The 25555-nt window shown below is 41.2% G+C and carries 28 protein-coding genes; 9 read left to right on the top strand and 19 right to left on the bottom strand.

Annotation, left to right across the window (positions count from 1 at the left end; all coding sequences use genetic code 11):
- Positions 1-9: 9 nt before the first annotated feature.
- The 7 genes from IGI71_RS07950 to IGI71_RS07920 all read right to left on the bottom strand — a co-directional run bounded on the left by IGI71_RS07950 (position 10) and on the right by IGI71_RS07920 (position 3521).
- Positions 10-909: a recombinase RecT gene (locus tag IGI71_RS07950; RefSeq protein WP_430616307.1), complete on the bottom strand. Its 900-nt coding sequence runs from the start codon at positions 907-909 to the stop codon at positions 10-12.
- A gap of 1 nt (position 910) precedes the next feature.
- Positions 911-1852, bottom strand: a complete 942-nt coding sequence (locus IGI71_RS07945; RefSeq protein WP_430616306.1) for a YqaJ viral recombinase family protein — start codon at positions 1850-1852, stop codon at positions 911-913.
- Positions 1853-2003: 151 nt separating this feature from the next.
- Complete coding sequence (locus IGI71_RS07940) at positions 2004-2195, bottom strand: hypothetical protein (protein ID WP_060792028.1); 192 nt, start codon at positions 2193-2195, stop codon at positions 2004-2006.
- 2 nt (positions 2196-2197) lie between these two features.
- Positions 2198-2446 carry a hypothetical protein gene (locus IGI71_RS07935; protein WP_060792029.1) on the bottom strand — a complete coding sequence of 83 codons (249 nt, stop codon included), beginning with the start codon at positions 2444-2446 and terminating at the stop codon, positions 2198-2200.
- 2 nt (positions 2447-2448) lie between these two features.
- On the bottom strand, positions 2449-2976 hold the full coding sequence (locus IGI71_RS07930; protein WP_142967516.1) for a helix-turn-helix domain-containing protein: 528 nt from the start codon (positions 2974-2976) through the stop codon (positions 2449-2451).
- Between the two features lie 63 nt (positions 2977-3039).
- The gene (locus IGI71_RS07925; RefSeq protein ID WP_121261465.1) at positions 3040-3294 is read right to left on the bottom strand and encodes a hypothetical protein; all 255 of its coding nucleotides are present in this window, start codon (positions 3292-3294) and stop codon (positions 3040-3042) included.
- Positions 3291-3521: a helix-turn-helix transcriptional regulator gene (locus IGI71_RS07920; RefSeq protein ID WP_231436057.1), complete on the bottom strand. Its 231-nt coding sequence runs from the start codon at positions 3519-3521 to the stop codon at positions 3291-3293. Before IGI71_RS07920 ends, IGI71_RS07925 begins: the two co-directional genes overlap by 4 nt.
- 141 nt (positions 3522-3662) lie before the next feature.
- Between IGI71_RS07920 and IGI71_RS07915 the strand changes: the two genes are divergently transcribed.
- The 4 genes from IGI71_RS07915 (at position 3663) to IGI71_RS07900 (ending at position 6648) form a co-directional block, all read left to right on the top strand.
- Positions 3663-4031, top strand: a complete 369-nt coding sequence (locus IGI71_RS07915; protein ID WP_231436059.1) for a helix-turn-helix domain-containing protein — start codon at positions 3663-3665, stop codon at positions 4029-4031.
- Positions 4032-4039: 8 nt separating this feature from the next.
- Positions 4040-4513: an ImmA/IrrE family metallo-endopeptidase gene (locus tag IGI71_RS07910; RefSeq protein WP_430616305.1), complete on the top strand. Its 474-nt coding sequence runs from the start codon at positions 4040-4042 to the stop codon at positions 4511-4513.
- Between the two features lie 11 nt (positions 4514-4524).
- On the top strand, positions 4525-5397 hold the full coding sequence (locus tag IGI71_RS07905; protein ID WP_430616304.1) for an Ltp family lipoprotein: 873 nt from the start codon (positions 4525-4527) through the stop codon (positions 5395-5397).
- Positions 5398-5496: 99 nt separating this feature from the next.
- Positions 5497-6648: a tyrosine-type recombinase/integrase gene (locus IGI71_RS07900; RefSeq protein WP_430616302.1), complete on the top strand. Its 1152-nt coding sequence runs from the start codon at positions 5497-5499 to the stop codon at positions 6646-6648.
- Between the two features lie 109 nt (positions 6649-6757).
- Here IGI71_RS07900 and lepA read toward each other — a convergent pair whose 3' ends face one another.
- Positions 6758-8593 (bottom strand): translation elongation factor 4, encoded by a 1836-nt coding sequence (gene lepA / locus IGI71_RS07895; RefSeq protein WP_074535928.1) that lies wholly within the window; start codon positions 8591-8593, stop codon positions 6758-6760.
- Between the two features lie 145 nt (positions 8594-8738).
- Here lepA and IGI71_RS07890 point away from each other — a divergent pair, with 145 nt between their 5' ends.
- From IGI71_RS07890 to IGI71_RS07875, 4 genes are all read left to right on the top strand, one after another.
- Complete coding sequence (locus IGI71_RS07890; RefSeq protein WP_005226022.1) at positions 8739-9953, top strand: GNAT family N-acetyltransferase; 1215 nt, start codon at positions 8739-8741, stop codon at positions 9951-9953.
- A 51-nt stretch (positions 9954-10004) separates the two neighbouring features.
- A complete protein-coding gene (locus tag IGI71_RS07885) occupies positions 10005-10490 on the top strand; it encodes a nucleoside 2-deoxyribosyltransferase (protein WP_010748216.1) in 486 nt (161 codons plus the stop codon).
- On the top strand, positions 10491-11156 hold the full coding sequence (locus IGI71_RS07880; RefSeq protein ID WP_005226020.1) for a hypothetical protein: 666 nt from the start codon (positions 10491-10493) through the stop codon (positions 11154-11156).
- 276 nt (positions 11157-11432) lie between these two features.
- Complete coding sequence (locus tag IGI71_RS07875; RefSeq protein ID WP_005226019.1) at positions 11433-11618, top strand: hypothetical protein; 186 nt, start codon at positions 11433-11435, stop codon at positions 11616-11618.
- Positions 11619-11679: 61 nt separating this feature from the next.
- Here IGI71_RS07875 and lepB read toward each other — a convergent pair whose 3' ends face one another.
- The 4 genes from lepB to clpB form a co-directional block, all read right to left on the bottom strand.
- Positions 11680-12249: a signal peptidase I gene (gene lepB, locus IGI71_RS07870; RefSeq protein ID WP_005226018.1), complete on the bottom strand. Its 570-nt coding sequence runs from the start codon at positions 12247-12249 to the stop codon at positions 11680-11682.
- Positions 12250-12415: 166 nt separating this feature from the next.
- Positions 12416-13369, bottom strand: coding sequence for an ABC transporter ATP-binding protein (locus tag IGI71_RS07865; protein WP_010748213.1), 954 nt, complete (start codon positions 13367-13369; stop codon positions 12416-12418).
- Positions 13366-14907, bottom strand: a complete 1542-nt coding sequence (locus IGI71_RS07860; protein ID WP_010748212.1) for an ABC transporter permease/substrate-binding protein — start codon at positions 14905-14907, stop codon at positions 13366-13368. The genes IGI71_RS07865 and IGI71_RS07860 overlap by 4 nt, the downstream gene beginning before the upstream one ends.
- A 167-nt stretch (positions 14908-15074) precedes the next feature.
- Complete coding sequence (clpB, locus tag IGI71_RS07855; protein WP_430616300.1) at positions 15075-17678, bottom strand: ATP-dependent chaperone ClpB; 2604 nt, start codon at positions 17676-17678, stop codon at positions 15075-15077.
- 309 nt (positions 17679-17987) lie between these two features.
- Here clpB and IGI71_RS07850 point away from each other — a divergent pair, with 309 nt between their 5' ends.
- Positions 17988-19514 (top strand): ABC-F family ATP-binding cassette domain-containing protein, encoded by a 1527-nt coding sequence (locus tag IGI71_RS07850; protein ID WP_430616299.1) that lies wholly within the window; start codon positions 17988-17990, stop codon positions 19512-19514.
- A 38-nt stretch (positions 19515-19552) separates the two neighbouring features.
- Here the strand turns inward: IGI71_RS07850 and IGI71_RS07845 are convergent, their stop codons facing one another.
- From IGI71_RS07845 to IGI71_RS07815, 7 genes are all read right to left on the bottom strand, one after another.
- Positions 19553-20584, bottom strand: a complete 1032-nt coding sequence (locus IGI71_RS07845) for a lysylphosphatidylglycerol synthase transmembrane domain-containing protein (RefSeq protein ID WP_005231344.1) — start codon at positions 20582-20584, stop codon at positions 19553-19555.
- A 27-nt stretch (positions 20585-20611) separates the two neighbouring features.
- Entirely contained in the window at positions 20612-20884 is a 273-nt protein-coding gene (locus IGI71_RS07840) for a DUF1294 domain-containing protein (RefSeq protein WP_010748207.1), read from the bottom strand.
- Positions 20885-20917: 33 nt separating this feature from the next.
- On the bottom strand, positions 20918-21826 hold the full coding sequence (locus IGI71_RS07835) for a diacylglycerol/lipid kinase family protein (protein WP_430616298.1): 909 nt from the start codon (positions 21824-21826) through the stop codon (positions 20918-20920).
- 99 nt (positions 21827-21925) lie between these two features.
- Positions 21926-23158 carry a peptidase T gene (gene pepT, locus IGI71_RS07830; RefSeq protein WP_005226010.1) on the bottom strand — a complete coding sequence of 411 codons (1233 nt, stop codon included), beginning with the start codon at positions 23156-23158 and terminating at the stop codon, positions 21926-21928.
- Between the two features lie 11 nt (positions 23159-23169).
- Positions 23170-24288, bottom strand: a complete 1119-nt coding sequence (locus tag IGI71_RS07825; protein ID WP_288722814.1) for a Nif3-like dinuclear metal center hexameric protein — start codon at positions 24286-24288, stop codon at positions 23170-23172.
- Positions 24285-24980 carry a tRNA (adenine(22)-N(1))-methyltransferase gene (locus IGI71_RS07820; protein ID WP_430616297.1) on the bottom strand — a complete coding sequence of 232 codons (696 nt, stop codon included), beginning with the start codon at positions 24978-24980 and terminating at the stop codon, positions 24285-24287. The genes IGI71_RS07825 and IGI71_RS07820 overlap by 4 nt, the downstream gene beginning before the upstream one ends.
- Before the next feature lie 95 nt (positions 24981-25075).
- A complete protein-coding gene (locus IGI71_RS07815) occupies positions 25076-25537 on the bottom strand; it encodes a hypothetical protein (protein WP_430616296.1) in 462 nt (153 codons plus the stop codon).
- Positions 25538-25555 lie beyond the last annotated feature (18 nt).

Below are 25555 nucleotides of genomic sequence, written 5' to 3'. Positions count from 1 at the left end.
ACTCCCTCATTATTTTTCTATCGGTGGATTTGATGTATCGAACAATGTTTCGATGTTTTCAGATTCTTCAACTCGTTCAGCTTCCTTTAGATCTTGCTTCAATGGCTCCATATCTGATAAATCAGTTTCTTCAATCAAATCGTTGTTTTCGTCTACTCGAAAAACTTTCTCATCTGAAGTTATTGCTGCTTGCATTTCAACAGACAACAAGCCCCACTTGGAGAGCATATTTCTAAGAACTGTTTTAATGGCCATTGAGTCGTAATTATCAACCCATGCCCCGCTTAATTTCTCTTTGTCCTTATTTTTTGAATTCTTAATACGATGACTCTCAATTTCTTGCTTGGTCCAGTAAACTGTCTTTTTAAAGCCGTTCAGTAATTCAAAGAATCCTACATAACCTATAACTTCATCGGATACCTTACCTTTATACTCAAAGGTAAATTCTTCGGTAAGCGGATTCCAGTCAATTAGTTGACCTTCATAAATTGCCAAAGCATTCAATGCTTTGTATTGACCACTTCTTTGTGCTAGCTGAATATATCCTTTGTATCCAAGAATGAATTGGGCTTCGTTGTGCGTGATCCAATTCTTGCCTTTTTTCTCATAGCGATTAAACGGAACTACATATGCATAACCAAGGTTCTTATCAATCGGCAGGTCCATAGTAGCTGCCTTTAGCGCTGATGCAATAATTGTCATTGGTTCCGCTTGAGAGAGATAATTATCACCACCAACAAGTGTCATGAGTGATCCCATGAATGAATCTGATTTTTCGTGAAGTATATCTGTAAACTTCTTCTTCATTTGAGGCGTGCTCATCAGTGCTTTGAATCCTAATTTCGAAGGATCGACTAACTGGGTGTTTTTCTCTGCTAACTGATTCTTTAAAGTATCATTAGTTGCCATATCATTTGATCTCCTTTTCTGTAAGTCTTCGAGATTCAGTAACATTGTAAATTTCTTCATCATTGGCTACTTCAGGGTATTTCTCAGCAAGTTTTTTGCTGTTCATACGTCGTGTAGATACCAGTTTCCAAGATATAATATTTTTCTGTGCGATACCGATACTAGCTTTTCGCTTGCCCAACTCGCTTATAATCTCGTTATCAAGCTGTCTAATTGATGTTTCGATATCTTTCTTTGCTTTTTTTAATTCATGTTTTTGACTAACAAGATCATCAAACGTAGATGGTAAGGTCGTTTCTACTTCCTCTAACTCTGAATAACGATCTTTTAAAAATTTTTGAGTGGCTTCGCTGCCATCTATCAATGGTTCGTTACCTTTTACAACGTTGTTTTCCCAAAAATCTACTAACAGTTCAGTAATGGTATCGATCAGTTCCTGGTCACGATCAACTCGTTTCCAAATGAATTTCTGACCACCGACAAGGACCGCAATGTAACAATATTCCTTGTTTAAGACATTCATATAATGCTGAACCTGGCACAAATAACTTAGAGGAACTTCTTCGCCTTCCCATTCTTTACCAAGGAAAGCATTTGCTGTTTTACATTCCAAAATAGCATTTTCACCAACAACGTCTCTGTCGATGTTCGCTCGCAGGAACGGATGTAACGGATGCTCGAATACCTGATTTCGTCGGCGAACTTTTTTGCCTGTTCGTTCTTGAAATTCTTTAGCAACAACTTCCTCTAGTACATTTCCCCAATACGCTGGTTCGCTCTCAGTGTGTTCTAACTCGATTTGACCAGTCTTTTCTAGCCATAATTGATAAGGCGCCTTCCATTTGTTTAAACCAAGGATTGTAGCGACATCTGAGCCACCTATACCCTTCCGACGATCTAATAACCACTCATCATGAGTCATTTCAAGAGTTGATTTACTCATCATCTGTCATCTCCTCAATTGAAATTGGTTGACCCCATCCGGGAGTTGTCAAATACTCGTCTAACGCTTGTTCAAAAGAATTCATTGTCATTTCTCCTTTTCTGTTTTAAAATGGAGACAAAGATATTTATCTAAATATTTGATGGACTTGCTATTGCTTTGGTCGGCTAGCAAGTCTTTTTTCTTTGTCTTGGTAATCTTTAGCAGCTAAATCATAAACAACATTAGCGAAGCCCCATAAGAAAACTAATGTCAAACCTGCAGCAATGTGAATAGCTGAGAATGCTACTACAAATAGTAATAAAGTTGTTACGATGAATGTATTTTTGATTGATCTTTTCATGTTTAAGCCTCCTTAAGATTTACTACATTGCTAATTTTTTCCAAGTTTTTTCGTCTCTTGGCTTCCTTAATAACTTGATCAAACTGCTTTCCAGCACTTTCCCTTAAGAACCTTTCAGCTTCATATATGCTGACCACTTTATTTGTACTAAATTGAATACTTTGAATTGCACCGAGATTTACTAAAGCGTATATATTATCTTTGCTAGTCTTAAACTCAGCGGCTAGTTCTGGCAATGTGTAAACCAACATTTCTAATCATTCCTTTCTCTTGTTTCTGACTGCCTAGTCATATCTCGCATATCCCAACCGAATCTATTGCACATTGATGATAAAACAGATAATTCCAATCTAACTTCATCACTAAGCTCAAACCAATATAGTTTCAGATGATCGATCTCAATATCTGAAAGTTCATCCGGTTCGATAGTAAGCAAATCCCAAACTTCATATTTTTTCTCAACTTCAATTCGTTCCATTTCTTCCTTGTCTTGCCCAACCATTTTGGATAAAGGGTGATTATCTCTTCTTTTTCTGTTTAATGGTTTAGGTGTGTGGAATAGCGTTGCTGCAACCTCAAAGTCAACATTTGGATCTTGTAAGTATTCAGCAATATCTACAACCTTCTCAATCCCCATGGATCTACGTCCATTCAAAACATGACTCAGTAATTGTGGAGAAATATTTATATCCTGAGCCATCATCCTTTGATTAAGAGCTTGCTTGTCTACCTCCTTTCGATAGATAGCCGCAATGTTCTGTTCAATGGCATTTACGCTCATATCTTCATCTCCTTTGTATTTAGTTATTTATTTTCGTAGCAGGTGAACTGCCATAAAATGTACTTAAGCAACAAGTTCTGGTGTTGAGGCGAACTGCCATTTTTCGTCAATATAGGAATATATGTCCTGTGCTACTTCATCGGTAGCTAAAAAACGAATGATGATTTCTTCGACACCGCCAGGGTTTATGAACAGTTCGCCTTCAATACCAATTGAAATGCTAAACTTGCGTTTAATTGCAGGAATAATCATTTCTACATAGCGTGGTAGAAATCCCGAGTCGACATTCGCTTTGATCATTTGTGGTTTGTCTTTCATTTAGATACCTCTTTCTCTTTGTCGTTTTTGTACGACATGTCAAGTAAAAAAATAGACTCTACAGTAGTATTTAGTGCTTTCGCAATCGCAAGAGCAATTTGAGCACTAGGATTGTTCTCGCCTTTCTCTATACCTGCCAGGTAGGGCCTTGAGATGTTTGCTTTATCTGCAAGTTCTGTTTGTGTAAGGCCTTTTGACATACGCATAATTCGAATCGAGTTTATCATGGTTTACAGCTCCTTTCTAGTTCGCTATATCTTACAAAAACTATTGTAGTACATGAACGACACTTTGTCAAACATGAAATACAAATTATTTATATATTTTTTGTAAGATATGAATTACAATAATTGCAGGAGGTGGAAGCCATGTCGAACAAATTAGGCGAATACTTAAGAGAGTTACGAGGATCTGAATCTTTAAGAAGTGTTTCTCAAAGAGTCGATGGTCGATTAAGTCACTCTTATATTTCCGATCTTGAAAAAGGTTTCAGTCGTCGCGGGACTCCTATCAACCCCACCCCTGAAGCGTTGAAAATTCTTTCAGAAGCATATGATGTTAATTATGATTATTTAATGCAATTAGCGGGCTATCTTGACAAACCATCTGCAAACAAAGAAAAAACGGATAAAGTGGATACCATAGCAGCGCATATTGATGATAATGTTACCGATCAGCAAATGGATGAAATTTTAAACTTCATTGAATTTGTTAAAAATCGGGACCATAAGAAGTAGGTGATCGATTGCAATTGTCCGAAGAACTTATGACAATGTTTCCTGAACTTACATATAAGATAGAATCAACAATGCCCGATTCACAAAAAGGGTTATTGATCAACGATGTGATCTATCTTAATCCCAATCAGGAACGATATGAAATGAATAGCACACTAGCTGAGGAACTAGGTCACTACCTCACCTCTTATGGGAATATTATCCTACAAGATACAAATGAGAAGCGGAAACAAGAACGCCGAGCCAGAGATATTGGGGCTACTCTGGTTGTGACACCCTATGACATTATTAATTGCTTTGAGGAAGGCTGCCGAACCGTTTTGGATTGTGCGGTTCATCTCGAAGTCAGCCAAGAGACTTTTAAAGACGCTGTTAAATACTATGCTCGGAGATTCACAGGCGTTAAAACTGAAAACAACTACACTCTCCTATTCCAACCGGATGGGACTGTAGCAGTTTTTAAATCTATAAATAATTTTTAGGAGATGGGAAAATGACAGGGTTGTTTAGTTTAATTTTTATTATAAGTTGTGTTGGTATATGGTATTTTATTAAAAGAAAACCAGATTCAAGTAAAAGAAATATCGCAATTGGGCTAGCTGCAATTTCATTTGCATTGGTGGGTATTCTAGGTTCAGGAGATGATGATAAACAAGTAGCGGAAACTGCAACAACTACAACTGAATCGATCAAAGAATCGGAGAGTTCTAGTAGTGATTCTGTAGTTATTGAACTTAAATTAGATAATGAAGAACTAGAAGTTGACGAAGAAGGTAACGCCGTAATCACTGGAACAACAAATCCTGGTGCATCGGTTTCTGTAGGATTGGGCATAATTGGTGACTCAGTTGAAGCAGACAAAGATGGAAAATTTTCTTTAAATCATACTCTAACTGGTGATAAAGACGAAGAACTCACTATAAATTCTAGACTTGATGGCGGTAATACTAGTGCAAAAATAACTGTAAAACCCAATGCCAAAGTTTTAGCGCAAAAACAGGAAGAGGAAAAAGCTGCTCAAGAAGCTGCGGCATCTAAAGAAAAAGAAGAAACCGAGGCAGCTGAGGCAGAAGCAAATTTACCTAGAGAATATGCTAATGCTAAACAATCTGCTATTGATTATCTAAATTACACTTCTTTTTCAAAAGAAGGACTTTATGATCAGCTCATTTATGAACAATACCCAGATGATGCTGCACGATATGCTGTAGATAATATAGACGTTGATTGGAAATCAAAAGCATTCGACATGGCTCAAGACTACCTTGACTATTCTTCTTTTTCTGACTCCGGCTTATATGATCAGTTAATCTATGAAAAGTTCACACCAGAAGAAGCTCAATATGCAATTGACAATTTAAATTAAAGAATAGCCTTCGGGCTTTTCTTTTTCAATACAAAAGAACATACGTTTGTATATTTCTAGCTTATTTATATACAAAACAGGTTTTAAGGAGGGATTGCCATGAATGGACATGTGCGGAAAATTGGCGGTAAATGGCATTACGTAATCGAAATGGCAAAAATTGGAGGCAAACGTCAACGTATACAAAAAGGCGGATGGAATACAAAAACAGAGGCACAAGAAAAACTAAGAGAGGCCTTAAGTCTTTATAAAGATGGAGGAAAAGTTGATATTAAGGAAATGAGTGTTTCTGATTACTTTGACTACTGGATGGAAAACTATGTTGAAAAGAAGTTAAAATACAACACTCAGAAAAATTATCAAAATGCGGTTAACAAATACATAAAACCAGAAATTGGCAAATACTATCTCAGCTCTATTGGGCCAGCAAGATTGCAAGAGTTGGTAAATAAATTACCTAATGGGTTTAATACCCCACTATCTAAACATTCAGTTGAAATTATCTTTACTGTTTTAAAAGGTGCATTCAAAAGAGCAGTCTATCCTTGGCAAGCAATCAATAACAATCCAATGATCTACGTTGAGATGCCAGCTTTTGAAAACAAGCCTAAGCAAACACGTGACGATATGAAAATAATCACTATGGAGCAGTATCAGGCTATTTTAGATAGCAATCCACCTTCTAGCCCCTTTCATCTACCATTAATGATCGGGTTTCATACTGGATTACGCCGCGGTGAGGTTTGCGGTCTCCAATGGTCCGATATTTCATTTGAGGATCAAACATTGACTGTGGATCGCATCATGCTTCAAGATAAACATGGCATACAGTTAGGAACACCAAAAACGCAATCTAGTTTTCGAACAATAGCAATAGATGATATTTTGCTCCAAGAATTAAAGAGAGTCCGCAAGCGCCAGTCTGAGAATAAACTTCGTCATGGAAAATACTATTTTGATAGTCAATTTGTTTGCACTAAGGAAAACGGTGAACCTGTCACACCGAATTCAATCAAATGGCATAGTGGAAAAGTAAAAAAAGAATTAGGATTCGATTTCAACTTTCATTCCCTTAGACACACACATGCCACTATGCTTTTGGAGGATGGTGTAAAGCCTAAAATAGTACAAGAAAGACTTGGCCATTCCAGAATTTCAACTACCATGGATAAGTACGTCCATGTAACGAAAAAAATGAGAACAGAAGCTGTTGATATATTCGCCCAAAGACTAAGAAGATCATCAAATTAGAATTTAGTTTTCATAAAAAATGTCGCCCTAAAATAAATTAGGGCGACAAATGGGCGAATAAAAAATGAAAATTAGATTTTATTATCAAATATTTTCAAACAAACCCTTGCTATTTCTTCGGTTCATCCTCATCCATTTTCAGAACAGCCATGAAGGCTTCTTGCGGTACTTCGACGGAGCCGATTTGTTTCATCCGCTTCTTCCCTTCTTTTTGTTTCTCTAGGAGTTTGCGTTTTCGAGAAACGTCACCGCCGTAACATTTCGCCAATACGTTTTTACGCAAGGCTTTGATGTCGGAACGCGCAACGATTTTTTGTCCGATGGCTGCTTGGATCGGTACTTCAAATTGTTGTCGTGGGATCAGTTTTTTCAGTTTTTCAACGATGGCTTTACCGCGTTCATAAGCAAAGTCACGGTGAACGATAAAGCTTAACGCATCAACTTTTTCAGTATTCAGCAAGATGTCCATCTTCACTAGCTTGCTAGTTCGATAACCAGACATTTCATAATCCAGTGATGCGTACCCTTTGGTGCTGGATTTCAATTTATCAAAGAAATCAAAGACGATTTCCGATAGTGGGATCTCATAAACGACGTTTACACGATAATCATCCAAGTAATCCATCGTGACAAAGTCTCCCCGTTTGCGTTGGGACAATTCCATTACAGCACCAACGTAATCATTAGGGACCATGATTTGTGCTTTGACGTAAGGCTCTTGTACGTTGTCGATCGTGACTGGTTCAGGAAATTCTGCCGGGTTATCAACGACGACCATTGAGCCATCTGTCTTGTTGACGTGATAGATTACGGATGGTGCAGTCGTAATCAACTCAAGGTTAAATTCACGTTCTAGCCGTTCTTGCACGACATCCATGTGTAATAGGCCTAAGAAGCCGCAACGGAACCCAAATCCTAATGCTTGAGAGGTTTCTGGTTCAAATTGCAATGCTGCATCATTCAATTGTAATTTTTCCAATGCTTCTCGAAGGTCGTTGTAGCGTGAAGTATCGATTGGGTACAATCCGCAATAAACCATCGGATTCATTTGACGATAACCAGCTAAGGCTTCTTCTGCTGGATTGTTGGCTAATGTCACCGTATCCCCGACTTGGGTATCTTTAACGGTCTTGATGGCAGCAGTGATATACCCAACATCGCCCACCATCAACGCATCTCGTTGAATGGCTTTTGGTGAAAAGACACCAACTTCCGTAACATCAAAGGTCTTGCCATTGCTCATCATTTTGATTTTATCTCCAGGTTTGACCATCCCGTCCATGATGCGGACGTTTAAGACCACCCCACGATAGGAATCGTACACGGAGTCAAAGATCAACGCTTTTAGCGGTGCTTCAATATCACCTGCGGGAGCTGGGACATACTCAACAATTTGTTCCAAAATGTCTTCGATCCCAATACCTGCTTTGGCACTTGCTAAAACAGCTTCACTGGCATCGATACCGATCACATCTTCGATCTCTGTTCGTACTCGCTCAGGATCGGCAGCTGGCAAGTCTATTTTATTAATGACTGGTAGGATCTCTAAATCATTGTCTAACGCCAAGTAGACGTTTGCCAATGTCTGTGCTTCAATCCCTTGCGCCGCATCAACGACGAGCACGGCGCCTTCACAAGCGGCCAAACTGCGGGAAACTTCATAGGTGAAATCGACGTGCCCTGGGGTGTCGATCAAATGGAAGATGTAGGTTTCTCCGTCTTTGGCGGTATAGTTAAGTTCCACGGCATTTAATTTGATTGTGATTCCTCGTTCACGTTCAAGATCCATGGAGTCTAATAATTGGTTTTGCATTTCCCGTGACGTCACCGTATGGGTTTGTTCCAAAATACGGTCCGCCAATGTTGATTTCCCATGGTCGATATGGGCGATAATGGAGAAATTACGAATCTTCTCCTGTCGTTTTTTCATTTCTTCTATGTTCATGGATACGTTCCTCATTTCTTTTAGTCAGCTTTTCTATTATACCAACGAAACGCCAATAGATAAAGTATTTTTCTTAACCGTTATTTAGACATATTCATTCAGGTTTTGCTATACTAGAGCTAGCAAATAAATTGGAGTTGAAAGAATGGACAATAATTTTCATCAAAATCTACATATTCGAGCGGTGGAAGAAAAAGACGTTGATCAGTTCAACGAACTGTTAAGCTATGTTTTTCAGATCACTGAATCGGATATTGAAGAAAGCGGCTATGAGAGCAAACGGGAAATGATCAAATCTAAGCGCCCGATCTTAGAGCTTTCCAAGGTCTTTGGCTGGTTCAATGAAGACAAGTTGATCTCGCAAATCGCCGTTTATCCTTGTGAAGTCAATATACACGGCAAATTGATCAAAATGGGCGGAGTGACCGGTGTTGGGACCTACCCAGAATATGCCGGACATGGCCTGATGAAAGACTTGATCAAGCTTGCCTTAGAAACGATGCGGGAAGATCAGCAATGGATCTCCTACCTTTACCCTTATAATGTGCCCTACTATCGTCGCAAAGGCTGGGAGATCATGTCCGACAAGCTGACCTTCAAAATTCGTGATACCCAGCTTCCGAAAACCAAAGAAGTCCCTGGGATCGTAGAGCGCAAAGAAGTGGATGATCCTGATGTCTTTACTGTCTACAACCAATTCTCCCGCGACAATCATGGTGCCTTGCAGCGGACCTCTTTTCACTGGGAAGAGTATTGGCGTTATGAAAATGAAGAAGAGCGCACCGCGGCTGTCTATTACAATGCCAGTGGTCATCCGACTGGTGTACTTTTTTATTGGGTAGCCGAAGAAGTCTTCCATGTAAAGGAAATGTTCTACTTGAATCAAGAAGCCCGCAATGGTCTTTGGAATTTTATCTCTGCCCATTTCTCAATGGTTTATTGGGTCAAAGGAGACATTTATTCAAATGAACCCCTGTCCTTCTACTTGGACGATAGCCAAATCAAAGAAACCATCGAGCCTTATTACATGGCGCGGATCGTCGATGTTGAACAGTTTTTGAAAAACTTCCCATTTGAAGCCTTCCAAACACCCTTTCACTTTGTTGTTTCCGACCCAGTTGCCGATTGGAACAACGGGATCTTCGGTGTCCAATACAATCACGGGGAGATCGTGGTTTCAAGAGAAGCTATCGGAAAAGCGGTCCAACTGGATATTCAGACATTGTCGTGTCTGTTGATGAATTACCGCCGTCCGGCTTACTTAGAGCGTGTGGAACGGCTAAATACCGATTCAGAAACACTGGCATTACTGGAATCGATCATCCCTGATATGGAAGCCTATTTCAGCGATTATTTCTAAACAACGAATCAACAAAATGTACAACTATGAATGATTAAGGAGTGTTTTTGAATGAAACTATATTTTGCTGCTCCCCTGTTTGCTGCTAGTGACCTGCGCTACAACGCCGAACTTGTTGCGTCGATTCGTCAGCAGTATCCGCAGCTGGAGATTTATTTACCTCAAGAAAATGCCGCGATCAATGATAAATCCGCCTATGCGGATAGCAAAATGATCGCTTTGGCAGATACCGAAAAAGTGCTGGAAAGTGATTTGATGATCGCATTGCTGGATGGTTTGACCATCGATGCTGGGGTTGCCTCTGAGATCGGTGTCGCTTATGCTAAAGGAATTCCTGTTTTAGGGCTTTATACGGATAGTCGCCAACAAGGTGCCGACAATCAGCAAAAGCTGGCAGCATTACAAACCGTTGCGGAAAATCAGTTCCACTATGTCAATCTTTATACGGTGGGTTTGATCAAGCTAAACGGGGAAATTTACTCCTCTGAAGCAGCCCTTTTAGCTGGCTTAGCCGACTATCTTTCGGAGGACAACTAAATGGGGCAAAATTATCAGCGACTGCAAAAGGTATTCACTATTTTTGGTATTCTCGTGTTTTGTTTTTCTTTGTGGGAATTTTTCCGTGGTGTCTATCCGCAAACACAAGGATTGATTTTCCTCGCCCAAGCCTTGCTTGGGATTTTATTGATCTTCGTCCCAGAAATGAGTAAAAAGTTCTTGAAAATCCAGCTACCAAACGCCACCGTCTACTTTTATTGGTTTTTCTTGCTGATCTCTGTATTTATGGGGACGATCTTACATTTGATAGAAACCATTGCTTTCTGGGATAAAATTCTGCATGCGGTAAGTCCAATGGTCTTGACGGCTGTCGGCTATGGATTGATCTGTCTGCTACTGAAAGAAGTCAAAGTTTCAAACGTCTCTCCCTGGTTATTCTTACTGATGGGCTTTGCTTTTGCCGGCTTGTGTGGTATCTTCTGGGAGTTTTGGGAGTTTATCTGCGATTCCGTTGGTGGAATGAACCTCCAACGTTATGCAACCTTAGATGGCACCCCGTTTATCGGTCGCGAAGCATTGATGGATACGATGGGTGATTTACTGACCAACACGATTGGTGCTGCTTTGATGGGCGTGATCGCGTATGTTCAAGGACGAGGCAAACCTGATTACTTTGAAAGTTATCGGATTAAAAAATTATCATAAACGACCTTTAAAAGCTTGTTGAAACCATCGTTTTTCAACAAGCTTTTTTCTTTTGTTCTTTTATTCATAAAGAAAAATTTATAAAAATACTTAAATAACACATCTTATTTTTATAGATTCGCTGTCTATCAAGGTTTTACATTTCTTACACTTCCCTATAAAACGATTACAACCACAAAAAAATTCCCTCGTTTAATCATTTTTATTTCCCCAAAAAACCATGGTCTGTTATAATTACATTATTCATTTGACGTTGCGTCAGTAAAGGAGAGGCTTATGGTTCTAACAGTGTTTTTTATTTTATGCTGCTTGATTTTTTCATCGATCACCTATGCGTTCTCTAAAGATGCTCGAAAATTTGTCCAACCTTTATCAATCAAAATTATTTTTATTGCATCAGCTATTATTGCGGTTTGGACAATGTTCTTTTCAATGGTTGCATTTGTCGCTTGGGTCATCTAAAAAACATTCTTGTCAGTTGCGATCGTTTTCGCTGCACTGGCAAGAATGTTTTTTCTTTTGATTAAAATAGTTTGATTTGATTCAATGGCCAAAAGCGCAGCAGCACTTTCCCTTCCATTTGATCTTCCGTTACAACCCCGAAACTGCGACTGTCTCTAGAGATCAAACGATTGTCTCCCATCACAAAATAGCTGCCTTCAGGCACCGTTTCTGAGAAATCTTCCGTAAACTGTTCCGCACCAGCGGCGATTTGCTGAAACATTTCGCGATAAGAATATTCGTCTTGTAATTGATCGTCTGCAAATTTCTCTTTAAACTCATCTAAATAAGGTTCTTCGTATACTTCTCCATTGATCGTTAGGACATCATCTTTCATCTCGATGGTATCACCGGGTAAACCAATCAACCGCTTGACAGCGATTTTACTTGGATCATCTGGTTCAACACATATCACGATGTCTTGTCGGTCATAGGAGGAGATTTTTGATGCAATCAAACGCTGTTTATCTGCCAACGTTGGGTCCATAGAATGGCCACTGACTTGAACTGGGGTCAGGACAAACAGACGGATGAGAACCACGGCGACGATAAAGAAAAGCAGTAACCAATTTTCTTTGAGGATTTTTACCATAGCTGCTCTTTCGCTCCTTTACTGCATCTTTTGTCATCGGCGAAAGCTTGTTCTGCCATTTTGACAAAAGATATCTTCCTCAATCTTACGTGGAATTTTTGCTTTGAGCAAGAGAAATCATCGATTTTAAAAAATTTATGATATTTCTCGTTGAGAAAAGAATCGTTTACGTTCGATCACGACTCAAGAAAGCAAACACATCTTTTCGACGTAGACTCCCTATCAGTTGGTGATTTTCTTCGATCACCACCGTCTCATGACTCGCAAATAAAGTATACAACTCATTTAATGGCGTAGATGCTGCAATTTTCGGGTCAGCTTGATTGATATCATTGCTGAAAAAGTTCATCCGTATCAAATCTCCTGCTGTGACCAGTTTTGCTTCATCTTCCCCGGTTTCTTCAAAGAAGCTTTTCACAAAAGCGGTCTTCGGTTGTGAAACGATGACTTCTGGTGTATCGCATTGAACGATCTTCCCTTGATTCATCACAGCGATGCGCGTCCCTAGTTTTACCGCTTCTTTCATGTTATGCGTGACAAAAATAATCGTCGTCCCAAGCTCTTGGTGCAAATCGAGGACTAGCTCTTGTAAAGAATTACGAGAAATTGGATCAAGGGCACTAAAGGGTTCGTCCATCAGAATGATTTCGGGATTGGCAGCTAACGCGCGCAAGATCCCGATCCGTTGCTGTTCTCCACCAGACAATTCTTTCGGCATTCGATGACGGTACTGCTCTGGGTCAAGTTTGACCTGTGTCAGCAAACGATCCACGGCTTCTGAGCGATCTTTTTTTGACCACCCTAACATCTCTGGGATCACTTCGATATTTTGTTTGACATCCATCGTCGGAAACAGAGCGATTTGTTGGAGAACATACCCCATTTGCCAACGCATCTTTTGAATATTGTATTCTTTGATGCGTTTTTCTTTGAAGTAAATATCACCATCGGTCGGTTCTGACAACGCGTTGATCATCTTCAAAGTCGTCGTTTTCCCACTCCCAGAAGGACCGACCAAAACAAAGATTTCTCCTTTATTGATACTCAGATCTAATTGATCGATCACTAGTTTTTGATCAAACTTTTTACTGACGTTTTTAAATTCAATAATTGGTGTCATTCTTGTCCCTCCTTAATTAATCCTTCATCTATCAGGAAGGTACGCGCGACTTCTGCTGGATTTTTTCCTTCGACATTGACCTGATAATTCATTTCACTCATTTGTTCTTCGGTGATTTTCCCTGCCAACTTTTCCAATGCACGGACGACTTCTGGATGTTCCTTGGCAAAGGCTTCTTTCATCAAAGGCGCTCCTTGATAAGGTGGAAATAGTTCCTGATCGTCTTCTAGAATAACTAAGCCATATTGACGCAATTCACTGTCCGTGGAATAGGCATCCAGTAGATTGATATCACCATTATTGATGGCTTGGTAACGCAATGCTGGTTCCATACTTTGGACACTTGGAAAATCTAGCCCATAAAGTTCTTGGATCCCCGCATATCCGTCCGTCCGATCAATGAATTCGAGGGTGAAGCCAGCTTTGATTTGATTTTCGATTTTCTTCAAATCAGAGATCGTGGTTAGTCCATTTTCCTCAGCAAATTCTTTTTTGACAGCCAATGCATAGGTATTTTGATACGCCATCGGCTGAAGCAAGGTCATCTCAAACTGATCCTTCAATAGATTGACTGCTTCGGTATAGGTTTCGTCGGAGTCAAGGTTTTGACTCGCAAGCTCTTCTGGTACCTCAACTAAGCTCTCCAACACGGTACCAGTAAACTCTGGATATATATCAACTTGACCATTGTCCAATGCGCTGAATAAGAAAGAGGTTTTTCCAAAATTTGGCTCTAGTTCAACTTGGGCATCAGGGTCTTCTTGTTCAATCAATTCTTTGTACATGTTGATCAAGATATCTGGTTCAGATCCTAGTTTTCCTGCGATGGTAATGGTTTTGGGAGCGAAAAATCCGCTTTGTGAAAAGGAAACCCCACCAATCAGCAAGATGATTGCTGCCAACGTGATCAAGGTATAGCGCGGTTTTAAATGTTGCAGGTAACGGATCAGGGTACTGAAAACAATCGCCAACAAGGCAGACCCGATCGCACCAATCAACGTTAACTCAGGCGCATTTCGATCGATCCCTAACAAAATAAAGGAACCTAACCCGCCAGCGCCAATCAAAGCGGCTAAGGTCGCTGTTCCGATGATCAAGACCAGCGCCGTGCGAATCCCAGAAATTATGACAGGCAAAGCAATCGGCAACTCGACTTTGATCAATCGGCGCATCCGAGACATACCAAATGCCGCAGCAGCTTCTTCGATTGATGGATCGATCTCCGAAAGGCCAATATAGGTATTTTGAAAGATCGGCAATAACGCATAAATAACTAGTGCGATCAATGCAGGTGGCGTTCCGATCCCCACGAATGGGATCAATAAACCTAACAGTGCCAGTGATGGAATCGTCTGTAACACACTCGTTATTTGTAGGCCGACTTCCGCTGCCCGTTTATGATTAACCAGCCAAATAGCTAAAGGAACAGCAATAACGATCGCCACGAGCAGCGCAATGATCGACAATGACAAATGTTCAAAGACAGCTGTCAGCAATTCCCCTTTTCGCTCATTCAACGTTTCAAAAAAAGTATTCATCTTTTCATTCCTCTCCTACTCCATAAGAACAGTATAATCGAAGTGCGAATTTCCTCCAAACAACAAGCAAGGAGAACTTTTTTGTCATATGTTGAGAGACAAAAAAACGATGGCTGCCAATGAAATGGCAACCATCGTTTTGTATTTATTCATTTGTTCTCTTTTTATTACTCGGTCATTGGCGTATTTTCAAAAACCAGCTGATCGTTCAATAATTCGATCGTGACTTGGGTCTTTGGTAAGACTCTGCCAGCAACGATTTCTTTTGCCAATGGGGTTTCGACTTCTCTTGTGATAAACCGACGGAGAGGTCGCGCACCATACGCTGGCTCATAAGCATTTTCAGCGATCCAGCGTTTGGCTTCTTCAGTGATCGTCAACAGTATATCTTGGACTTCCAGTCGTTGTGAAAGCTGTGCGATGATCTTGTCGACGATGCCTGTCACATCGCTTAGACTAAGCGGTGTGAATAAAATCGTATCGTCGATCCGATTTAAGAATTCTGGTTTGAAATGGCCTCTCAAGAGATTACGGACAGTTTCTGCAACAGTTTCTGGGATCGTCCCTTCTGCAGTCACGCCATCTAGCAAGACTTGAGAGCCAATGTTGCTAGTCATGATCAAGACGGTATTTTTGAAATCAACGACGCGTCCTTTTGAGTCTGTCAAACGGCCATCATCAAGCACTTGCAATAAGATATTGAAGACATCTGGATGGGCTTTTTCGATCTCATCCAATAAGACGATCGTGTATGGATTGCGTCGAACGGCTTCGGTCAATTGTCCGCCTTCTTCAAATCCAACATAGCCTGGAGGGGCACCGACCAAACGAGACACCGAATGTTTTTCCATGTATTCGCTCATATCGATCCGAACCATATGCTCTTCAGAGTCAAAGAGGTTGACCGCTAACGCTTTCGCTAATTCGGTCTTACCGACGCCGGTCGGTCCTAAGAACAAGAAGGAACCTAATGGTCGATTTGGATCTTGCAGACCAGCTCGGGAACGAATGACTGCGTCACTGACGGCATCGACTGCCTCGTCTTGTCCAATCACTCGTTGATGCAAGGTCTCATTTAATTTCAACAGTTTTTCTCGTTCGCCCTCCACTAATTTCGCAACAGGGATTCCTGTCAAGCGGCCCACGACTAAGGCGATCTCATTTTCTGTCACTGACTCTTGAACCATCCGAATGCCTTCGTCTTGGTTTTTTTCTTCCAATTCAGCGAGTTCTTTTTCCAGTTGTGGAATCGTCCCATGACGAAGAACAGCTGCCCGTTCCAAATCATAGTTATTTTCAGCATCTTCCAACTCATGCTTGGCTTTATCGATCTCTGCCCGTTTATTGGAAACTGCATTGACTTCTTCTTTTTCCGTTTCCCACTGCATTTTCATGGTATTGACTTCTTCACGCAATTCCGCCAATTCTTCTTGTAAAATGCCTAAACGTTTTTTCGATGCATCATCAGATTCTTTTTTCAGTGCGGCTTCTTCGATCTCCAATTGCATCAAACGTCGAGTGACCTGATCGAGCTCGGTAGGCATCGAATTCATTTCTACCCGAATCGTGGCACTTGCTTCGTCGATCAAATCGATGGCTTTGTCTGGTAAAAAGCGGTCCGTGATATACCGATCAGATAAGGTCGCAGCAGCAACAAGCGCATTGTCATGGATATTGACGCCATGATGGATCTCGAACCGTTCTTTCAAGCCACGTAAAATCGAAATCGTATCTTGAACGGTTGGTTCCTGTACCAACACTTTTTGGAAACGACGTTCCAAGGCTTTGTCCTTTTCCATGTATTGACGGTATTCATCAAGGGTGGTTGCGCCAATCGTATGCAATTCTCCCCTTGCCAGCATTGGTTTTAGTAAGTTTCCAGCATCCATGCTGCCTTCCGTCTTACCAGCACCTACAATATTGTGGATCTCATCAATAAAGAGAATGATCCGTCCATCGGCTTTTTTCACTTCTTGTAAGACGGCTTTCAAACGCTCTTCAAATTCACCTCGGAACTTGGCACCTGCGATCAAGGCACCCATATCCAGAGAAAAGATCGTTTTGTCTTTTAGGTTTTCTGGGACGTCTTTTCGCACGATCCGTTGAGCCAATCCTTCAACAATGGCTGTTTTACCAACCCCCGGTTCACCAATCAAAACGGGATTGTTTTTTGTTTTCCGAGAAAGGATGCGAATCACGTCGCGAATTTCTTCGTCTCGTCCGATAATGGGGTCCATTTTTCCGCTGCGGACTTGTTGGACCAAGTCAACGCCGTATTTTTCTAATGCTTTGTATTGTTCTTCTTGATTTTGTGAGGTCACACGATCCCCTCCTCTTAATGTTTCGATCGTTTGCTTGATTTCTTTCGCGGTGATTCCTTGTTTCTTTAAATACACCGTCAATGGATGATTTTTCAATTTCATCAACGCATAAAGGACGATTTCTGTGGAAAGATACTCGTCTTGAAATTCATTTTTTAATTGATCTGCCTCAGACAAAAGATGAAACAGATTTTGACTCATGGATTGACCATAACGAACATTTCCTCCTTCAACCGAAGGCAGTTCATCTAGTAGCTGGTCGACTTCTTTTTCAAATGCATCGACATCAAGACCTGTATCCGTATAAAAATTGCGGCCGAATTGATTGGCTTGCAATAAAATCTTCCATAAATGCGGAATATCGATTTCTTGGTGGTGACGCGTTATGGCAATCTGCTGTGCTTCCGCGATGGCACTCTGTAATGTAGTCGTCATTTTTTCTGGGTTCATACTTTTCCCTCCCAAAATGGTAGTCAGAAAAATTAGTACACTGCAAGCAGCATCCTTTTTTCTACTCTTCTATTATACAATATTGGTCAGTAATGGTCAAAAGATTTCCCTCGAAGATCAAGATTTTTTTCAGTATTCTTTCATGAAAATTGACAGATAGGAAGCCGCAATGGTATGCTAGGTCCTGATTGGTCAGGAACAATCGATTTTCCTGATCCTTTTGATCGCTCTTTGGCGATAGTTATTCAGTAAGATTATCTACTTAGCTGTAACGTCTACTGTTTACAGCTTTTTTATATGGAGGAAACGATGTTAACATTAACAAATATTAGCCAACAATTTGGCGACAAATTGCTTTACGAAGATGTTTCCGTTCAAATCAACCGCGGGGAAAAAGTCGGGTTGATTGGACGGAACGGCGCCGGCAAAAGTACTTTAATCAAAATCATTACAGGAGAAATTCTCCCAGACGATGGCTTTGTTCAATTTCCGAAAAATTTGAAAATGGGCTATTTGGATCAATATGTCAATGTTGATGAAACGCAATCGATCCGTGATTTTTTGCGCTCTGCCTTTGCAGAAGACTTCGAAAAAGAACAACAGATCGCAAATCTTTATACTGCTTATGGCGAAAGTCTTGACGATAAGCTTTTAGAAAAAGCCGGTGAATTGCAAAATCAATTGGATCAAGGAAATTTCTACCAAATGGATACATTGATCGATGATTTAGCAGAAGGATTAGGTATTTCGGTTCTCGGCATGGATACCGCCCTTGCTTCCTTAAGTGGTGGTCAACGCTCAAAATTGATCTTAGCAAAAATGCTGCTAGAAAAACCCGACATGCTGATTTTAGATGAACCGACTAACCACTTAGATGATGAGCATATCAAATGGCTGGTTGAGTTTTTACAGGACTTTACTGGTACCTACTTAGTCGTTTCTCATGATCGTCAATTTTTGAATGAAATCACGACCCATATCATTGATATCGAATTTGGCAAGCTTTCTAAGTATACGGGGAATTTAGACAAAGCATTAAAGCTAAAAACGCTGCAAAATGAAAGTTATATGAAGCAATACGAAGCACAACAAGAGCATATCAAGAAAACCGAAAGCTATATCCGTAAATACAAAGCTGGTTCTCGTTCAACAATGGCAAAGAGTCGTGAAAAACAATTGGCAAAAATCGAACGTTTGACCCCACCCCAAGATGTCCCTAAACCGCATCTAGGATTTGATTTGGCACCGATCGTTACGACCTTGGCATTAGAGACGACCAATCTAGTGATCGGTTATGACCAAAAGCCTTTACTATCGCCAATCAACCTAACGATCCGCTATGGCGAAAAAATTGCGATTCGGGGATTTAATGGGATCGGTAAATCGACGTTGATCAAAACAATACTTGGTGTGATCCCTGCAATTGAAGGAACCGTTTCTTACCCACAGCATACAAAATTTAATTACTTTTCTCAAGATCTTGACTGGGAGTATCCATTACAGACGCCTCTGCAATACCTCGAGGATCTTTTCCCAAAGGCAACCAACAAAGAATTGCGACGACAACTTTCTCGTGCGGGATTACCTAGCCAGCTTGCTCAAGAGGAATTGAAATTATTAAGTGGTGGCGAGCAGACAAAAGTGAAGTTAGCTGAAATGATGTTGATCAAAAGCAACTTTTTGATTCTTGATGAACCGACCAACCATATCGATCAAGACACGAAAAACAATTTGGAAGAAACCCTGGCAGCTTTTCCCGGAACCGTTCTGATCGTTTCCCATGAAGCTGAATTCTATGAATCCTTTGTTGATCGGATCATTGATTTGAAAGACTAAAAAAAACGCTTATCCTCTACTCGAAGATAAGCGTTTTTTTAACTTTCCACTTTTTCTTTTCTAAGCTCTGTCAGCTCTTGGCTAATGTCTTTGCGCTTTTCTTTCATTACATATGCAAAGCCAATAATGAAGGGCCAAATGAATGTCGCTAAGCGATACAGCAGCATAGAAGATGCTGCATCGACTGTGCCGACTAATGGACCAAAAAGCAGCATATAAATAAATTCAAAGGAACCGATCCCTGCCGGTGTTGGAATCACCCCGGACAAGACGACGGCAAAGCTGATGAAGGATAACGTCAACAAGAAATCGATCTCTGGGTGCTGCACGACAAGAATCACATAAGGGATCACGTACCAAGGCAGCATCTTCAAAAGATTCCAAAGGTAGATGCGTAAGAAAGCGGTGCGGTCGGTAATGATCGCATTGACCGTTTCTCGCAAAGAATAGATCTGGGTGTTGCATTTGTCAACGATTCCTCTTAATGTCGCACTTTTGAACAGCTTATTGCTGACGATCACAAAAAAGACTTGAATGTTGATACTGACAGAAAGTGCCAATAAAGCGGCAATGATCAAAAAGACGAGTACGATCCCCGCCAATATCACCCAAATCATATTCGGCGCATTGTCATAGAATAACGAGAATTGAATGATCAACCCAGCGATCGCATAAGTCAATATGGCAAACTTATACATCACCATGTGTAAGGTGGTGACCCCAACCCCTTGTGACAACTGCAAGCCATTTTTACGATAAAAATTCACCTCTGAGATCAAGGTGCCCGCGCCAAACGTCACGATCCGATAAAACCCACTGTAACAGACGGTTAGAAACCCCGCCTTGGTGGTGAATTCCGGTTGAAAAGTCACTGCGATCTCTTTGACTGTTCGTCCTTCAATCACTAGGTACAATGTGCCAAGCCCCATAACCAGTAAGACGACGAGAAAGCTGGTCTCTCTTAGCCCCGCTAAAATTTCCATCATCGAGTTACGGACAAAAAAATACATCACACCCAGAATGCCTACTAGTAAAAGTAAATTAAGGGCGAACTTCACTTTAGTTTTCATATTAACTCCTTGCTTGTTAAACCGAATTTATGCAAAAAAGACCATCAGCAGGATAGCAAAAACGGTGCCGAAAGCAAAAAAGAAATAAAACTTCTTCTTTCTTGTTTTGTGGCGAAACACGCGTTGCGCGATCAAACCGCCTAATCCGCCGCCAATCGCCCCCATAAAAAGGAGATTTGCTTCGGGAACCCGCCAACCTTGTTTTACTGCCTGATATTTATCATAACCCATCAGACAGAAAAGATAAAGATTGACTGCAATTAAATAAAACCACAATGGATTGTAAATCAGTGCATCCATCCATTTCCTCCATATGATTGATCGTAGGGACCATTATTTTGATTCTTGTGCTTCCTCAGGTACCAACATCGTCAACCCATGCTTAATGACTTTCATCTCGATTGGCAGATCATCCGTTGGATCGCCGTCGGTCCGAGTATGAACCGTTTTTTCTTTCGCCTTGATCGAGACCTTTGCGGCAGTGAAATATTCAACACTTGGTACTTTGGCAATTCTACCACGAATAATTCTTGGCAAATACAAAATAAACCGTAAAATGTTCAATTTTGGCAAAAGAATAACATGGAACAAGCCATCGTCAGGTTTTGCTTCTTCATCAAAGTTCTTAAACCCACCTGCTGAATTCGACATGACGATCGTCAGTAATTGACTTTTCCCCTGCCATTTCCGTTCGTCAGCGATGACTTCCAATTTGTATTGTTTCTTTTTGATCAACAGATGAATGAACCGTTTCATAAACGCCAACGGACCGTACTGTTGTTTTTCTTCTTGGGAAGTTGCTGCTGCAGTATCTGCTAAAAGACCAATGGTCATCGTCGAGATCATTACTTGATCATTGACCATCCCATAATCGATCGGACGTTCAACCCCTGTTAAAATATTCTCAAACGCTTCTTCTGGCTTGACTGGAATACCCAACATTCGAGCGAAGTTATTTACCGTTCCTCCAGGAATGATCCCGATCTTCAGCTCATCCAGCTTTTCTTTGAATGTTTGCAGCCCATGATGGATCGTTCCATCCCCACCAATAATAACAATCGTATCGACCGCATGTTTCTTGGCTGCCTCTTTAACATCCTCAGGGTCAACATCGGGATTTGAGGCTTGTAAAAACACTTGATGCTCATTGCCTTGTTCGTTCACATAGGCTTGGAATTTTTCTGCTGTTTCTTTTGCTTCACTTTTCCCCGCTGTATCGTTGTATAATACGAGAATTTTCATCCTATTCACATCCTAATAAAAGGCCGGGCCTTACGCAAGACCTGCGTGAAGAGTTCCCAGCCCTAAAGTTGTTCTTTTCTTTCAATGAAGAAGCTGCTGCTATGCTTGCGCATTCAGTTCGGCAATTTTCACGATCACATCGGTCGCTTTCATCATTGATTGTAGTGAGACGAACTCATAACGTCCATGCATATTTTCTCCACCAGCAAAGATATTCGGGGTTGGAATCCCTAGATAGGAGATTTTCGAGCCATCGGTCCCACCACGGACAGGTTCTGTCATCGGTGTGATTCCAACTGCTTTCATCGCATCTTTCGCTAAATCAATGATGCTCATATCTTTTTCGATGATTTCTTTCATGTTGTAGTATTGATCATATAGATGTACGTGCACTCGTGGTTCATCAAAGCGGGCATTCAAGCTTTCTTGAACCGCTAATAATTGTGCTTTTCTTTCTTCGAAACGACTCCGGTCATGATCTCGAATAATGTATGCCATTTTCGCTTCTTCTACTGAACCACTAAGGCTCATCAAATGGAAGAACCCTTCTGTCCCTTCGGTTTTCTCAGGAACTTCATCAGCAGGTAGCGCATTTTGAAAATCGACTGCTAGTTGCAAGGCGTTGATCATGGTGTCTTTGGCTGTTCCAGGGTGGACATTTTTTCCTTGGATCGTAATTTCAGCTTGCGCCGCATTGAAGGTTTCGTATTGCAATTCTCCTACTGGACCGCCATCCATTGTATAGGCAAAATCAACATTGAAATCTTCCACATCGAACTTATCTGCACCAACGCCAATTTCTTCATCAGGGCCAAAAGCGACTTTGATTTCCCCATGCTTGATCGTTGGGTTTTTCAGTAAAATTTCCATGGCTGTCATGATTTCTGCAATACCTGACTTATCATCAGAACCTAATAAAGTGGTACCATCGGTAGTGATCAAGGTTTCGCCAGCATAATTTTTTAAATTCGGAAAATCTTTTGTGTTTAATGTGTATTTTCCTTCTTTATCTAATTTAATGGTCGATTCGCCATCGTAATTTTCGATGATCTGCGGATCAACATTTTCTGCATTAAAATCGGCGGTATCCATATGGGCGATAAAACCGATGGAGCGCACGTCATGATCGACGTTACTTGGTAATGTTGCGATCACGAAACCATTGGATTCATTGTAATGAACATCGCTTAACCCTAGTTCTTCAAGTTCTTTTTGCAGTTCTTTAGCAAACGCGACTTGTGTTTGGGTGGAAGGGGTTGTGGTGCTTGTTGCATCCGAACGTGTTTCTGTCTTGACATATTTTAAAAAACGAGGCAATAAATTTTCGTACATAAAAGATTCTCCTATCTATAGTCAAATGGATTTGTTGAAGTGGTGGAAGGAACAAAGGTCACAGCCCAGTTCTCTTCTGCTTTCCACTGATTGAATTTCTCAATAAACCGAGGAATACATTCCTTTTCGATGTTGTGCCCTGGATCGATCGCGATCAACCCATTGGCTTGCATGTCATGGGCGAAATGGTAACTGATATCGCCAGTGATGTACACATCCGCTTGATGGCGTAAGGCATCGGAATAAAACGATTGACCACTGCCGCCACAAATGGCGATTCGCTGAATTTTTTCAGGTGCATTAGGAAAACTGACAACCCGTAAAGCAGTCAAACCAAACCGCTCTTTGACACGTGCGACAAACTGATCAATGGAAAGAGGCTCAGCGAGGTTGCCAACCCGTCCGATTCCATAGGTCTTCGGCAAATTGTCTAAGGCATACAGATCATAAGCTGGCTCTTCGTAAGGATGAGCAGCGATCATTGCCGAAAGGACCTTTTTCTCGATCGTTTCTGGAAAAATGACTTCGATTTTCGCTTCTTGCACCTGTTCTTCTTTTCCGATCTCACCGATGGCAGGATGCGCCGCTTGCTGTGGTGTAAAGCGACCGGTGCCAATCAATGAATAGCTGGTGTTCTGGTAATTGCCTTGCTGACCAGCACCAGCTTTTCCTAATGCCTTTCGCAATGCTGGTGCCGATTCAACAGGTGTAAATACAGCTAGTTTCTTCATTTTTACTTGATGGGTTTGCTTCAAGTACGTATCTGGTTCAACTTCTAGCAGTTCACAAAACCAATCGTTCAAACCGTCTTCAATAATATCCATATTGGTGTGGGCGGCGTAAACGGCGATATCATGCTTGACGAGATCCATCAACATCTTTTGTTGCGGATCATCGGTCAGCAAGCGGTTCAAAGGGCGAAAGATCGGTGGATGTTTCGCGATGATCAAGTCGATCTTTTTCTCGATGGCTTCGGTTACCACTTCTGGACGGACATCAAGGGTCATCATGACTCGCTCGAGGGGTTTGTTTAATGTACCAACATGCAGACCAACAGGATCGCCTTCTTCTGCCAACCATAACGGGCAGTATGCTTCAAAGCGTTTGATAAATTCTTGACCAGAAATCATGCCAGTACCTCCTTGATCCATTCGATTTGTTCTTTCAATTCATTCATTTTCTCAGCAGGTGGTTCTTTGGCTTTCTCTAACTCTTTGACCACTCGTTGACGCTGCTTCAATTCATGCTGCCATTTTTTATAAAAAACTGGATTTTTTTCTTTTAATAAAAAGGGACCAAAAAATAATTGCTGGGTCGTGTACGTCGCTTTTCCAGTTTCCGCAACGATGACTTCATAATTTTTGTCATTTTCTTCTAACAGCACTTCATGAATGATCGTAAAATTGTGATCAACGAGCCATTCCCGCAAGGTCCTTTCGCCAACATTCGGTTGTAAGACCAAACGTTTGACCCCCGCTAAGCGATTTTTTTTGCTGCCTTCTTCTAAAATAGAGCGAATCAAAGTCCCCCCCATTCCAGCAACAACAACCGTGTCGATCTTATCTGCTGGCTGAATAGCGTCCAATCCGTCTGCTAAGCGCACCACGATCTTCTCTGTTAGCCCGTTTTTACGTACTTGTTTACTGGCAGAATCATAAGGTCCTTGAACGACTTCTCCAGCTACAGCATAAGTGATTTTGTTCTGCAGCATCAATGCCACAGGTAAATAAGCATGGTCGGAGCCGATGTCGGCGATACGTGCTTGGTCGGGAATTTGTTCGCCCACGCAAGCCAAACGATCCGATAATGCATGTTCGTTCATATTGTCACTCCTTCTTTCGTAGTATAACACGCTTTCCATAAATAGAAAAAAATGTGCGTCTTGACTGTGGTGCCATTGCCAAGGCGCACATTGCATTAATCCTTCACTAATTCAACCTTTTGAATCGAGTTACCGGGAATTTGCGGTGGGATCGACATCGTCATGATCGGGACGCCTTGCAGCGACACTTGGACCTTGTCTCCTTCAGCTAACTCCTCGATCTCTCCTGAATAGGCCTCAACAGGGACGTGGAGAATGACCCCATCATTTTGAAAACTTTGGACGACTTGATCCTCATCTTCAACTGCCGCTACGTCTTTCAAAAATAATTGAAAGGTATCATCTGAACCTGCTCGGGCATCTTCTTGAATAATGCCAGTAAAAACCGTCGCTGTTTTGCTCTCTGAAGAACTATTGGCAACGGAACTAGCATTCTCACTTGATTCAGAAGGCGTGTTATCGCCACTTGATGCATTGTTGTTTTCGGGACTGCCACAAGCCGTTAACAGCAGCACTGCTGCTAAGGACAAGCCTAGAATCACTTGTTTTTTCATCATCTTCTTCCTCCAGTAATG

Source organism: Enterococcus sp. DIV1279b (assembly GCF_050531515.1).
In the GTDB taxonomy this organism is placed as follows: domain Bacteria; phylum Bacillota; class Bacilli; order Lactobacillales; family Enterococcaceae; genus Enterococcus_D; species Enterococcus_D casseliflavus.
Note: the sequence above shows the minus strand (reverse complement) of the source record. Positions and strands in the feature narration are given on the sequence as shown.